Here is a 12,960-nt window from a genome sequence, read left to right as displayed (position 1 = left end):
CTCACCTACCTTGGAATTGAACGTGCGCGGAACCGGACAGCCAGTCGCGCAACTGAGAAAAATGATCGATGCACACTTGCGGGCCAAATTCGGCCAACGCGTGCAGCGACATGGCGCCATAACCCACTGCAACCGAGTGCATGCCGGCATTGCTGGCCATTTGCAGGTCGAATGCCGAATCCCCCACCATCAACGCACGCCCGGCATCGACCCGGCAGTGGCCGAGAATCTGCTCGAGCATCAGCGGGTGCGGCTTGCCGCGCGACTCATCCGCCGCACGCGTAATATCGAAAAAGTGCTCCCAGCCATTGGCCTTGAGCACCCGATCCAGGCCTCGACGGGCCTTGCCAGTGGCCACCGCCAAGCGGTAGCCCTCGGCACGAAACGCTTCCAGCGACTCCACCACGCCGTCGAACAACGGCGAAGGCTGTTGATCCAGAGCCACGTAAATATCGGCATAGTGCTGACGGAAACGTTCAACCTGCACAGCATCGAGATGCGGATACAGCGTGGCAATGGCCTCATCTAGCGCCAGGCCGATGATCCCTTTCACCGCCTCATCATCACTTGGCAACTCGCCAGCGCGCTCGGCAGCGACGTTCATGGCATGAACGATGCGACCAATGGAATCGGCCAGAGTGCCGTCCCAGTCGAAGATCAACAGCTCGTAACGGCTTCGCATGGATCAGCTCGCACTCAAGCGTTCAATGGTCTTGGCCCACATTTCATCCACGGGCGCTTCGAGCTTGAGCTCACCACCATCCGGCAGCGGCACGGTCAGGGCATAGGCATGCAGGAACAGGCGCTTGCCACCCAGCTCGCGGATCTCGCGGGAGAAATCTTCGTCACCATACTTGCTGTCGCCGGCAATCATGTGACCGGCATGCAAGGTGTGCACGCGTATCTGATGGGTACGACCGGTGATCGGACGCGCCTCGACGATGGTCGCGAACTCACCGAAACGGCGCAGGACGCGGAACAGCGTCAACGCCTCCTTGCCCTCTTCATCCACCTCGACCATACGCTCACCGGAGCGCAGGTTGCTCTTCTGCAAGGGCGCACTCACCTGCTTCTTGGACGTCGGCCAATGTCCGCGCACCAGCGCCATGTAGCGCTTGTCGACGCCATCACCGCGCAACGCGGCATGCAGGTGGCGCAACATGCTGCGCTTCTTGGCAATCATCAGCAGGCCAGAGGTGTCGCGGTCCAGGCGGTGCACCAACTCCAGCTCCTTGGCTTCCGGACGCAATTGACGCAGCGCTTCGATCACACCAAAGCTCAGGCCGCTACCGCCATGCACGGCGATGCCAGCCGGCTTGTTCATCACGATCAGCGCCTTGTCTTCGTAGACGATGGCCGCCTCCAACCGCTGCAACAAGCCCTGGGCGACCGGCGCTGGCTCGTCGCGCTCAGGCAGCCGGACAGGCGGTACACGGACGATGTCGCCAGCCTGAATCTTGTATTCAGGCTTGACCCGCCCCTTGTTCACCCGCACCTCACCCTTGCGCAGGATGCGGTACACAAGTGTCTTGGGCACGCCCTTGAGGGCCGTAATGAGAAAATTGTCGATGCGTTGGCCGGCAAGTTCCGGCGCGACTTCGATCAGCTGAACGCCGGAAGTCGGAGGGGTATTGGTCGTCATGGCGGGATCATAACAATTTTTTATGGAATTGAAGCACTTAATCATTACTGCTATAGTCGCGAACGCCGCCAAAAGCGGCAGGCCAGCGGCACCAGGCTCTTCGCCGGCCCTGACCAACGCAATTCTCGAGGACGCGAGGCCGTCCGACGGGGTTTTCGCCAGTTTACCGAATTGCCTGGAATCGCCACCAGCGCTGTGTAGAGAAGACCGAAAAAAAACGACAAGTGCGGTGTTTCACCTGCTTACCCGATTCTTTTCGCTGCACCTCTGCCCGCCCGTCGCTTCCACGCAACGTTTGGCGAATGCTTCGGAAATACCTGCCTCGGACATGAATGGCGCCAGCCCAGAACATGCGCTGGCGAAAAATGCAACCCGTTGCGGATTCAGCGCGCGGCAGCACCCGAATTATCAGGGATACGTGCAGGGTGGAGATGCACAGCCCTCGGACCGTGTAGCACCGCGTCCGGCCACCGGCCCACTGAATGGCCGGCGAGCGGATAAGGTCCTGAACAGATGCCTCCGGGCGTCCACGGCTGACGGTTGATTCCTCCTCCTGACTGAGTGCACGAGGCCTGCTTGGTTGATTCGGATACCACAGGCTTCATGACACCGCAGCAAACAGGACGCGTCGTCGCGACAACGGCAGGCTGGGCAACCGGCTGGTGCCGAACGTCGCCAGACACGGGGGTGGCCTTACCACCCTTTGCGCACCTTGGCACCGACCATGAGAAGTCGTGTGTGCCGAACGCCGTTTCCGGCAGCCCGGAAACCGACGGTACAACATGAAAAGAATGCTGATTAACGCGACTCAACCCGAAGAGTTGCGTGTAGCCCTGGTGGACGGCCAACGTCTCTACGACCTGGACATCGAGTCCGGGGCCCGCGAGCAGAAAAAGGCCAACATCTACAAAGGCAAGATCACCCGGATCGAACCTAGCCTCGAAGCCGCCTTCGTCGACTTCGGCTCCGAACGTCACGGCTTCCTGCCGCTGAAAGAAATCTCCCGCGAATACTTCAAGAAAGCCCCTGAAGGCCGCGTCAACATCAAGGAAGTCCTCAGCGAAGGCCAGGAGGTCATCGTCCAGGTCGAGAAGGAAGAGCGCGGCAACAAAGGCGCCGCCCTGACCACCTTCATCAGCCTGGCTGGTCGCTACCTGGTATTGATGCCCAACAACCCGCGCGCCGGTGGCATCTCCCGCCGCATCGAAGGCGAAGAGCGCAACGAGCTGCGCGAAGCCCTGAACGGCCTCACCGTTCCCGGCGACATGGGCCTGATCGTGCGCACCGCCGGCCTGGGCCGCAGCAGCGAAGAAATGCAGTGGGACCTCGACTACCTGCTGCAGCTGTGGACCGCCATCAAGGAAGCGTCCCAGGATCGCGCCGCGCCTTTCCTGATATACCAGGAAAGCAATGTCATCATCCGCGCCATCCGCGACTACCTGCGCCAGGACATCGGCGAAGTGCTGATCGACAGCATCGACGCCCAGGAAGAAGCCCTGACCTTCATTCGCCAGGTCATGCCGCAGTACGCCAGCAAGGTCAAGCTGTACGAAGACAGCGTGCCGCTGTTCAACCGTTTCCAGATCGAAAGCCAGATCGAGACCGCCTTCCAGCGCGTCGTCGACCTGCCGTCCGGCGGCTCGATCGTGATCGACCCGACCGAAGCCCTGGTGTCCATCGACATCAACTCGGCGCGCGCCACTAAAGGTAGCGACATCGAGGAAACCGCCCTGCAGACCAACCTGGAAGCGGCCGAGGAAATCGCCCGCCAACTGCGCCTGCGCGACATCGGCGGCCTGATCGTCATCGACTTCATCGACATGACCCCGGCCAAGAACCAGCGTGCCGTCGAAGAACGCGTGCGCGAATGCCTCGAAGCCGACCGCGCCCGTGTCCAGGTTGGCCGCATTTCGCGTTTCGGCCTGCTGGAAATGTCCCGTCAGCGCCTGCGTCCGTCGCTGGGCGAAAGCAGCGGTATCGTCTGCCCACGCTGCTCCGGCACCGGCATCATCCGTGACGTCGAGTCGCTGTCGCTGGCGATTCTGCGCCTGATCGAAGAAGAAGCGCTGAAAGACCGCACCGCCGAGGTTCGCGCCCAAGTGCCGATCCCAGTCGCGGCCTTCCTGCTCAACGAGAAACGCAACTCGATCACCAAGATCGAACTGCGTACCCGTGCGCGCATCATCATCCTGCCGAACGATCACCTGGAGACACCGCACTTCGAAGTCCAGCGCCTGCGCGACGACAACCCGGACGTGCTGAACAACCAGTCCAGCTACGAAATCGCCGCCGCCGAGACCGAAGAAGCGCCGCAGCCGACCGCCACCCGCACCCTGGTTCGTCAGGAAGCCGCTGTCAAGACCGCCCCGGCCCGCGCCAACGCACCGGTCCCGAGCGCTGAAGAACAGCCTGCCGCAACACCCGCCCCGGCCCCGGCCCCGAGCGCACCAGAACCAAGCCTGTTCAAAGGCCTGGTGAAGTCGCTGGTCAGCCTGTTCGCCGGCAAGGAAGAGCCTGCCGCAGCGCCAGCGGTCGCCGCCGAGAAGCCCGCTACCGAACGCCCTCAACGCAACGAAGAGCGTCGTAACGGTCGCCAGCAGAGCCGCAACCGAAACGGCCGTCGCGACGACGAACGCAAGCCGCGTGAAGAGCGTGCCGAGCGCGCCCCCCGCGAAGAGCGCCAGCCGCGTGAGGAACGTGCACCGCGCGAGGAGCGTGTCGCCCGCGAAGAGCGCGCCCCACGCGAGGAGCGTCAACCACGCCAACCCCGCGAAGATCGCCGTGCCAACCGTGAAGAGCGGGTACGCGAACTGCGCGAACCGCTGGACGCCGCACCGACCGCGCGTGAAGAACGTCAGCCCCGAGAAGAACGCGCACCGCGTGAAGAGCGTGCGCCTCGCGAAGAACGTGCACCGCGTGAGGAACGCGCGCCACGTGAAGAGCGCGCTCCGCGTGAAGAACGAGCACCACGCGAAGAGCGGGCTCCGCGTGAAGAACGCGCCCCACGCGAAGAACGCGCCCCCCGTGAGGAGCGTGCGCCGCGCCCACCGCGTGAGGAGCGCCAGCCTCGCGCTAGCGAACAGGCTGCGGAGCAGGCCGAAGAGCAACTGCCGAACGAAGAGCAACTGCAGGACGAGCTGGAAGGTGCCGATGGCGAGCGCCCACGCCGCCGTTCGCGCGGTCAGCGTCGTCGCAGCAACCGCCGTGAGCGCCAGCGCAATGCCAACGGCGAGCTGATCGAAGGCAGCGAGGAAGAAGGCAGCGAAGAGCAGCCACAACAGCACCAGGCCACCGAGCTGGGTGCCGAACTGGCAGCCGGCCTGGCCGTCACCGCCGCGGTCGCCACCAGCAACATCAGCGCCACCGCCGAGGCCGAAGCCAATCAGCAGGCAGAGCGTGCCACCGCTGAAGTCGCCAGCACTGAAACCGTCGAAGCGCCTCAGGCTGCCGAGCAGGTTGAAGCAAGCGTCAAGGCTGAACAGGCTGAAGAAGTGGCGATTGCCCCTGCGGTCGAACAGCCAGTCAGCGAGCCGGTCGCTCCGGTTGAAGCCAGTGTCGAGCCGGCAGTGGAAGTCGCGCCACAGCCTGCGGTAGAAGAAGCCTCTGCGGTGGTTGTCGAAGCGCCGGCGGAAGTAGCCGCCGTTGAAGCACCTGCCGTCGAAGTCGAGCAGGCACCTGTGGTCGTTGAAGCGGCCCCGGTTGCCGAGCCCGTGGTCGAGGCCCCGGCGGTCGGAGCCCAGCCCGAAGTAGCGGCCGAGCCCGCCCCTGTGGTTTCCGAGCCAGCAGCGGCTGAAGCACCTGCTACCGTGATGCTGCCAAACGGCCGTGCACCGAACGACCCACGTGAAGTGCGCCGCCGCCGCCTCGAAGCCGAAGCAGCGGCCAAGGCTGCGCAAGAAGCGGCTGCGTCGGCTGGAGAGCCAGCGCTGGAAACCGCTGACGAGCAGAAGCCACACCACGGTTGATGCCATCGCCTGAGTGAAAAAGCCCCGCCAGTGCAAACTGGGCGGGGCTTTTTCTTGGGGAGCGTTTTGATTTGAGGATGGATGCGCTTGTCGGAGGTTTTTCAGCGGCTTTGAGATCGAGCGCCGCCCGCGCGGCGCATCGCGAGCAAGGCTCGCTCCTACGCTTGTTTCGGGCCAATGAGTCCTGCGGGATTTGCGCGCGAGCGCTCTGTCACACGACGCAAGAAAGCGGTCACGTGCGCCTGTCACAGACATGTTTGGCCGTAAACAAGCGTAGGAGCGAGCCTTGCTCGCGATGCGCCGCGCGGGCGGCGCTCGATTTACCCACCACCTCTAAACCCAAGACAAGCGCAAGGCAACCCCAGCCCTCAGTAGAGGTTGGGCTCCATCTCCAACTCAACCCCAAACCGTTCGTAAATATCCGCTTGAATCCGTCGCGCCAGATCATGCAACTGCGCCCCACTTGCCTGGCCATGATTGACCAGCACCAGCGCCTGCAACCGATGCACGCCGGCATCCCCATCACGGTAGCCCTTCCAGCCCGCCTGTTCGATCAACCAACCCGCCGCCAGCTTGACCTGGCCATCGGCCTGGGCATACGCCACCACGCCTGGATGCTGTGCACGAATTCGCTCAGCCACCGCTGCGGGTACCACCGGGTTCTTGAAGAAGCTCCCGGCATTGCCAAGCTCGGCCGGATCAGGCAATTTCTCGCGACGAATGCTGCAGATCGCGTCGCTTATCGCTTGCGCAGTCGGCTGTTCGATGCCTTGCTCCACCAGACGCTGGCGCACCGGGCCGTAATCCAGATGCGCCTGCAAGGCTCGGCTCAGGGCAAAGCGCACGCGCAAGATCAGCCAGCGGCCTGGGTTGCGCTTGAATACGCTGTCACGGTAGCCGAACGCGCATTCTTCCAGGGCAAAATCCCGCACCTCGCCGGTTTCCCGGTCGAGCGCGGTCAACCCAGCGAACACGTCCTTGATCTCTACGCCATAGGCACCCACGTTCTGCATTGGCGCCGCGCCAACAGTGCCGGGGATCAAGCTCAAGTTCTCAAGACCACTGAAACCCTTCGCCAACGTCGATTGCACGAAAGGATGCCAGGGCTCACCGGCCTCGGCCTCGACCACCACGCGACTGCCATCGTCCAGCAACACCCGCTGGCCGCGACTGGCCATGTGCAGCACCAGTGCGTCGATGTCGCGGGTCAGCAGCAGGTTACTGCCTCCCCCCAGAACGAACACCGGCACGTTACACTGCTGCGCCTCGGCCAACGCCGCGCGCACTTCGGCATCGCTGTGGGCCTGGAAAAAATATCGTGCCTTCACGTCGATGCCGAAGGTGTTGTAGGCCTTGAGCGATACCTGCTCCTGCCAATGCGCCGTCATAACCGCCCCTTGATTTCCACGACCAGCTCGCGGCATGCCGCTTCGATCAGGTCCAGCACGCGCTCGAAACCTTCTGCCCCACCGTAGTAAGGGTCTGGCACTTCGTCGAGCTCAGCACCGTAGCGGCGCAGGAACAGGTCCAGCTCGCCTTTTGCCGTATGCGGACGTAGGGCGCGCAGGTGGCTGAGGTTGCTTTCATCCATGGCCAGAATCAGGTCGTACTCGGTGAAATGCGCCGCCTTCACCTGCTGCGCACGTTGCTGCGACAGGTCGTAGCCACGCGCCAGCGCCGCCTTGCTGGTGCGGCTGTCAGGGGCTTTGCCCACATGCCATTCAGCCGTGCCGGCCGAGGCCACGTGCACCTGGTCGGCCAGGCCAGCGGCCCGCAGTTGATGGCGTAGCACCCCTTCGGCGGTCGGCGAACGGCAGATGTTGCCCAGGCAGACGAACAGAACGCGCATCAGGCCTCCAGCAAGCGCCGGACGCGCTCCAGGTCTTCAGGGGTATCCACACCCACCGCTGGCGCTTCGATCGCATCTTCGACGTGAATACGCACGCCATGCCACAGGGCGCGCAGCTGTTCCAGTGCCTCGGTCTGCTCGAGCCAGCATGGGCCCCAGCTGACGAAGTCCTGGAGGAAGCCCACGCGGTAGGCGTACATGCCAATATGGCGGCGGTAAGGCACGCTCTCGGGCAGTCGATCGCGGTCCTTGGCGAAAGCATCGCGAGCCCACGGCAGTGGCGCGCGGCTGAACGTGAGGGCCAGCCCGTTCTTGTCGCTGACCACCTTGACCGCGTTGGGATTGAACACCGCCTGCGGCTCGTGGATCGGCTCTGCCAGGGTGGCAATGCCCGCTTCCGGGTGGGCCGCCAGGTTAGCCGCCACCTGGTCGATGATCACCGGGGGAATCAGCGGCTCGTCGCCTTGCACGTTGACCACGATGGCATCGGCAGGCAGTCCCAGGTGGGCCGCCACTTCGGCCAGACGGTCGGTGCCGGACTCGTGGTCGGCACGGGTCATCAGCACTTCGGCGCCGAATGCCTGGCAGGCTTCGACGATACTGCTGTCGTCGGTGGCGATCACCACGCGGTTGGCACCGCTCTTGCGGGCCTGTTCCCAGACGTGCTGGATCATCGGCTTGCCGGCGATCGGCAACAGCGGTTTGCCCGGAAGGCGCGTGGAGCGCAGGCGGGCCGGAATGACCACGGTGAAGTTCAGGTTCATTTGTCCAGACGCTCGTCGTCGGTCAGGGTGCGAGCCTCGCTCTCCAGCATAACCGGGATGCCATCGCGGATCGGGTAGGCAAGGCCTGCACCTTTGCTGATCAGCTCGGTCTTGTCGGCGCTGAGCTTGAGCGGGCCCTTGGTGATCGGGCAGGCCAGGATGTCGAGCAGTTTGGTGTCCATGGAAAGCGTCCTTGAGGCCAGGTGGCCGTGTGTTGAATAAGGGCTCAGGGCTGGGGCAGCAAGCGCTGCAGCTGGCCGTCGAACCAGCCGACGAACGCTGGCGAGGGCTGCGCCTCGACGGTGAGGTACCACCAGTCATCCGCTGCGAAGGCCCGGCATTTGACCGCATCTTTCTCGGTCATGACCAGCGGCAACGGCGGGCTGAAGGCCAGGCTTTCAGCGCTGAACTGCGCGTGGTCAGCGAAAGGATGCGGCACCGGCTGCCAGTTTAGCCCTAGGAGGGTGTTGAAGAAACGTTGGGGGTTGCCGATGCCCGCCACGGCGTGCAGTGCCTGGCCGGCAGGGAAATGGTCCAGCGCACGACGCTCGCCACTGCGCAGGTTGACCAGCGCAGAGGGCTGCAGGCTGAAGGCGAAACCACCCTCGCGGTCAGCGCTGGCGCCGTTGAGCAGTACCGCATCGGCCGCCTGCAGGCGCTCGGCTGGCTCGCGCAAGGGCCCAGCCGGCAAGCAGCGGCCATTGCCCAGGCCACGGGCGGCGTCGATCAGCACCAGTTCCAGGTCGCGGGCAAGGCGGTAGTGCTGCATGCCGTCGTCGCACAGGATCAGGTCCAGTGGTTCGCTGGCCAGCAGCGCCTGCACGGCGCGGGAGCGGTCTGGGTCGATCATCAACGGCACGCCTGTGCGCTGGACGATCAGCAACGGCTCGTCGCCGGCCTGTTCGGCACTGTGCTCGGCGCTGACGCGCCACGGCAACTGCGGCGGCTTGGCGCCATAGCCACGGCTGACCACGCCGACCTTGAGCCCGCGCTGGCGGCAGTGGTCGATCAACCACAGAATCATCGGTGTCTTACCGGTACCGCCGACGGTGATGTTGCCCACCACGATGACCGGCACCGGCGCACGGTAGCTAGGGCTTTCGCCGCTGAGAAATCGCGCGCGCTTGCCCACCACCACACGCCGGTACAAGGCTTCGAGCGGGCGCAGCAGGGCCAGGGCCGGGTGCCCGGCATACCAGGCCGCGAGCAGACGGTCGGCGAAGGCCATCAAGGCGTCCCCTGGGCAGCCTCGACAGTGGTCATGCGCAGGTGGCTGAAACCGAGCTTGCCGGCAGCATCCATCGCAGTGACCACGGCCTGGTGCGGGGTTTTGCCATCGGCGCTAATGGCCAGTGGCAACGTAGTGTCACCACCGGATTCGCGCTCGATGGCCTCGGTCAGGGTGGCCAGGTCGCTCTTGGGCAGCAGGTGGTTGTTCACCGAGTACACGCCATCGGCACTGATGGTGATTTCCACCAGTTTGTCCTGGTCGGCTGGTGGCTGCTCTGCACTGGCGGCCTCGGGCAGTTCGACCCGCAACTGGGTTTCGCGGGTGAAGGTGGTGGTGACGACGAAGAACAGCAGCAGCACGAACACCACGTCGATCAGCGACGCGAGGTTGATGTCGACGTTCTCCCGCTGGCGATTGCGCCGGAACTTCACGCCTTGCCTCCAGCCACTTCCACTTCGCGGTCGCCCTGGATCACTTCCACCAGCTTGATCGCTTCCTGCTCCATGCCGACCACCAGTTCATCGATGCGGCGCAGCAGGAAGCGATGGAAGAACACTGCCGGAATACCGACCATCAGGCCCGCAGCGGTGGTGACCAGGGCCTTGGAGATCCCCCCGGCCAACACGGCAGCATTGGCGGTCATCTGCGAGCCCATGAAGGCACTGAAGATGTCGATCATGCCCAACACGGTGCCCAGCAGGCCGAGCAGCGGAGCCATGGCGGCGATGGTGCCCAAGGTGCTGATGTAGCGCTCCAGTTCGTGGATGACGCGCGAGGCGGCTTCCTCGATGCACTCTTTCATGATTTCGCGGCCATGGCGGGAGTTGGCCAGGCCTGCGGCGAGGATTTCACCCAGCGGCGAGTCGGCGCGCAAGGCCTTGAGCTTGTCACTGGTAAGCTGTTTGTCCTTGATCCAGATCCACACCTGGCCCAACAGGTGCGGCGGAGTGACACGGCTGGCGCGCAGGGTCCACAGGCGCTCGACGACGATAGCCATGGCGGCGATGGAGCTCAGAATGATCGGCAGCATCATCCAACCGCCGGACTTGACCAATTCCCACACAGTAAACGCCCCTTCGGAAAAAGGCCGCCACTCTACCATAGGACCGGAGGGGGCTCATCTGCCGAAGGTCAGGGAATTGTGCCGACGGCACTGGCCCTATCGCCGCGAAGCCGGCTCCCACAGGCATCAGCGCTTTACCTGGCTGGATGGCGAGGGGGCTGCCGCACGCCAGAAACGCCGCTGCGCACGCAGGCCCTCTACCCCACCGCGATGCCCCAGGCGCAAGCGCAATGCCCCCTCCACCGCCGTATCATGAATCACCACGCCATGGCGCCGGTAGCGTTCGATCACCTGCGGGTGCGGATGGCCAAACCCATTGTTGCGCCCTCGCGAAATCAACACGCCACGCGGCTTGGTGGCCTTGATGAAAGCCTCGGTGGACGACGTGCGACTACCGTGATGGGGCGATTGCAACCAGTCGATGTCGGGCTGCTCGCTGGCGGCCAGCCAGGCACGCTCGGCACCCGCCTCCATGTCACCCGCCAAAAGCAGCCGCTCGCCTTGCGCCTCGACCAGTAGCACGCAAGAGCGGTCATTGCTGCCTTGCGCCTCGGGCCATCGCCACAGCGAAAAGCGCACGCCATCCCATTCCCAGCGCTCATCGCTGACGCAGGGCTGCGCTCCAGACAGCGCCTGTGCCTCTCCCGCCAGCAGGCGCCCGATGGGCAACCCGCGCGCCACAGCCTGCGCGCCACCGGCGTGGTCGGCATGGGCATGGCTGATCAGCATCATGTCCAGGCGGCTCACCCCCAGCTTGCGCAGGGTCGGCAGCACCACCCATTCACCTAGGTCGCTGTCACCGCGTGCCGGCCCTGCATCGTACAGAAGGCTGTGGGTTCGGGTTCGCAGCAGTACCGCCAACCCTTGGCCGACATCCAATTGCCAGACCTCCACCTGCCCCTGCGGCACCTGCTCTGGCGGTACCCACAAGGCCAGCAGCATCAACCCACCCAAGCCACGCAGTGGCACGCCTCTGGGCAACAACACCAGCAGTGCCCCGCCCGCCACCAACAGCCATGCCCACAGGGGCAATGCAGCGGGCATCCAGGCAGAACGCCAACCCGCCACCTTGCCCAAAAGCCAGAAGAGCAGCTCCAACAAGCCACCCGCCAGCCACAGCAAGCCCTCGCCCACACTGCCCAATGGCAGCAGCAGCGTGCCGAGCAACGCCAGCGGCAACACCGTCAGGCTGATCAAGGGCACTGCAAAGAGGTTGGCCAGGGGCGCACTCAGGCTGACCGGCAGCCCTGTGGCGAGCAACACTGGCAGCAGGCCAATGGCGATTACCCACTGCGCACGGGTCCAGGCTTGCCAGGGTCGCCAGCCACCCAGACGTGCGCTGAAGCAGTAAATGAGTACGGCCACCGCGGCGAAAGACAACCAGAACCCGGGCAACAACGCAGCCAATGGCTCGAACAACAGCACCGCGATGAGCGCCAACAGCAAGGGTATCCCGGAACCGATGTGGCGGAAGCGCAGGCGCCAGGCCAGTACCACGGCCAACATCAAACAGGCTCGCTGCACCGGCACGCCCCACCCCGCCAGCCCGCCATACCCCAGCGCCGCCGCCATGGCCAGGCCACAGGCCCACGGCAGCCAAGGCTGGCGATGAGGCCAGAGCCCCCAGCGCGCCAGCCCGGCGACCAACCCGTACAGCAGGCCGGCCACCAGACCGATGTGTTGCCCGGAGATGACCAGCAAGTGCACCGTGCCCGTGGCCTGCAGGGTTTGCCAATCGTCCCGGGCCAATGCCGCTCCATCGCCCAACACCAAGGCAACCAGCGCGGCTTCACGGCCCTGTGCCTGGACCGCGAGCAGCCGCTGACGCAGTTGGTCGCGCCAACTGCCCGCTACGGACGACAGCTTCTCGCCGGCCTTGACCGTGCCGGTTGCGCCGATCCGTCGGGCCAACAGGCTTGCCTCGCGGTCCGGACCATGGGGGTTGAGCAAGCCTGTCGGGCGCTGCAAGGTGACGGCCAGACGCCAGTGTTCGCCCGCGCGCAGCGGCGGACCGTCGAACCAGCTCAGTTGCAGACGGGTCGGTAACTCGGCTCGGCGCGAGAGTGGCTGCGACAACTCAAAACGCACGCCTTGCGCGGTGCGAGTCGGCAACCCGACCACCCTGCCCTCCAGCCATAACGTACGGCCATCGAGCTGCGGCGCCAACCGATCATCCAGGGCCTGCTGGGCCGACCAGCAGGCCCAGCACACGCCCAGCAGAAAACAGGCGACCGGCCACCACCGAACACACAGGCAGCCCAAGCCACAGCACAGCAACAGCAATAGCCAGCCGACCGACGGCAAGGCCGGCAGAAACCCCAGGCACAACAGCCCAATGGCGAGCGCAAGCATCCCTTTGCGCATGAGATAGAGCTCCAGAAGCGAGAATACCTTCTGAGGCATAGACGAATTGGCGCCTGAGCTTGCTCAACAATTGTCACAAACT

Annotated in this window: 11 protein-coding genes; 1 reads left to right on the top strand and 10 read right to left on the bottom strand. The window is 64.5% G+C overall.

Annotated features, from left to right (window positions below; genetic code table 11):
* Position 1 precedes the first annotated feature (1 nt).
* Complete coding sequence (locus tag VXM67_RS09265; RefSeq protein ID WP_186617775.1) at positions 2-682, bottom strand: HAD family hydrolase; 681 nt, start codon at positions 680-682, stop codon at positions 2-4.
* 3 nt (positions 683-685) lie between these two features.
* Positions 686-1,642, bottom strand: a complete 957-nt coding sequence (gene rluC, locus VXM67_RS09260; protein ID WP_023379401.1) for a 23S rRNA pseudouridine(955/2504/2580) synthase RluC — start codon at positions 1,640-1,642, stop codon at positions 686-688.
* 782 nt (positions 1,643-2,424) lie between these two features.
* Between rluC and rne the strand changes: the two genes are divergently transcribed.
* Positions 2,425-5,607: a ribonuclease E gene (gene rne / locus VXM67_RS09255; protein ID WP_027907745.1), complete on the top strand. Its 3,183-nt coding sequence runs from the start codon at positions 2,425-2,427 to the stop codon at positions 5,605-5,607.
* A 368-nt stretch (positions 5,608-5,975) separates the two neighbouring features.
* Here rne and murB read toward each other — a convergent pair whose 3' ends face one another.
* The 8 genes from murB to VXM67_RS09215 form a co-directional block, all read right to left on the bottom strand.
* A complete protein-coding gene (gene murB / locus VXM67_RS09250; RefSeq protein ID WP_027907744.1) occupies positions 5,976-6,995 on the bottom strand; it encodes a UDP-N-acetylmuramate dehydrogenase in 1,020 nt (339 codons plus the stop codon).
* Positions 6,992-7,456 (bottom strand): low molecular weight protein-tyrosine-phosphatase, encoded by a 465-nt coding sequence (locus VXM67_RS09245; protein WP_023379398.1) that lies wholly within the window; start codon positions 7,454-7,456, stop codon positions 6,992-6,994. Before VXM67_RS09245 ends, murB begins: the two co-directional genes overlap by 4 nt.
* Positions 7,456-8,220, bottom strand: coding sequence for a 3-deoxy-manno-octulosonate cytidylyltransferase (gene kdsB / locus VXM67_RS09240; protein WP_027907743.1), 765 nt, complete (start codon positions 8,218-8,220; stop codon positions 7,456-7,458). Before kdsB ends, VXM67_RS09245 begins: the two co-directional genes overlap by 1 nt.
* The gene (locus VXM67_RS09235) at positions 8,217-8,402 is read right to left on the bottom strand and encodes a Trm112 family protein (protein WP_003247142.1); all 186 of its coding nucleotides are present in this window, start codon (positions 8,400-8,402) and stop codon (positions 8,217-8,219) included. Before VXM67_RS09235 ends, kdsB begins: the two co-directional genes overlap by 4 nt.
* Before the next feature lie 44 nt (positions 8,403-8,446).
* Entirely contained in the window at positions 8,447-9,448 is a 1,002-nt protein-coding gene (gene lpxK, locus VXM67_RS09230; RefSeq protein WP_023379396.1) for a tetraacyldisaccharide 4'-kinase, read from the bottom strand.
* On the bottom strand, positions 9,448-9,882 hold the full coding sequence (locus VXM67_RS09225; protein WP_023379395.1) for a biopolymer transporter ExbD: 435 nt from the start codon (positions 9,880-9,882) through the stop codon (positions 9,448-9,450). The genes lpxK and VXM67_RS09225 overlap by 1 nt, the downstream gene beginning before the upstream one ends.
* A complete protein-coding gene (locus VXM67_RS09220) occupies positions 9,879-10,514 on the bottom strand; it encodes a MotA/TolQ/ExbB proton channel family protein (RefSeq protein ID WP_023379394.1) in 636 nt (211 codons plus the stop codon). Before VXM67_RS09220 ends, VXM67_RS09225 begins: the two co-directional genes overlap by 4 nt.
* Positions 10,515-10,640: 126 nt before the next feature.
* Complete coding sequence (locus VXM67_RS09215) at positions 10,641-12,878, bottom strand: DNA internalization-related competence protein ComEC/Rec2 (RefSeq protein WP_367237634.1); 2,238 nt, start codon at positions 12,876-12,878, stop codon at positions 10,641-10,643.
* Positions 12,879-12,960: the final 82 nt, after the last annotated feature.

The organism is Pseudomonas sp. Rh2, assembly GCF_040762985.1.
Classification (GTDB): Bacteria; Pseudomonadota; Gammaproteobacteria; order Pseudomonadales; family Pseudomonadaceae; genus Aquipseudomonas; species Aquipseudomonas taiwanensis.
Note: the sequence above shows the minus strand (reverse complement) of the source record. Positions and strands in the feature narration are given on the sequence as shown.

Excerpts from the sequence above, each read along its gene's own strand:
- VXM67_RS09265 (WP_186617775.1), bottom strand. The coding sequence starts at position 682 with ATGCGAAGCCGTTACGAGCTGTTGATCTTCGACTGGGACGGCACTCTG.
- rluC (WP_023379401.1), bottom strand. The coding sequence starts at position 1,642 with ATGACGACCAATACCCCTCCGACTTCCGGCGTTCAGCTGATCGAAGTC.
- rne (WP_027907745.1), top strand. The coding sequence starts at position 2,425 with ATGAAAAGAATGCTGATTAACGCGACTCAACCCGAAGAGTTGCGTGTA.
- murB (WP_027907744.1), bottom strand. The coding sequence starts at position 6,995 with ATGACGGCGCATTGGCAGGAGCAGGTATCGCTCAAGGCCTACAACACC.
- VXM67_RS09245 (WP_023379398.1), bottom strand. The coding sequence starts at position 7,456 with ATGCGCGTTCTGTTCGTCTGCCTGGGCAACATCTGCCGTTCGCCGACC.
- kdsB (WP_027907743.1), bottom strand. The coding sequence starts at position 8,220 with ATGAACCTGAACTTCACCGTGGTCATTCCGGCCCGCCTGCGCTCCACG.
- VXM67_RS09235 (WP_003247142.1), bottom strand. The coding sequence starts at position 8,402 with ATGGACACCAAACTGCTCGACATCCTGGCCTGCCCGATCACCAAGGGC.
- lpxK (WP_023379396.1), bottom strand. The coding sequence starts at position 9,448 with ATGGCCTTCGCCGACCGTCTGCTCGCGGCCTGGTATGCCGGGCACCCG.
- VXM67_RS09215 (WP_367237634.1), bottom strand. The coding sequence starts at position 12,878 with ATGCGCAAAGGGATGCTTGCGCTCGCCATTGGGCTGTTGTGCCTGGGG.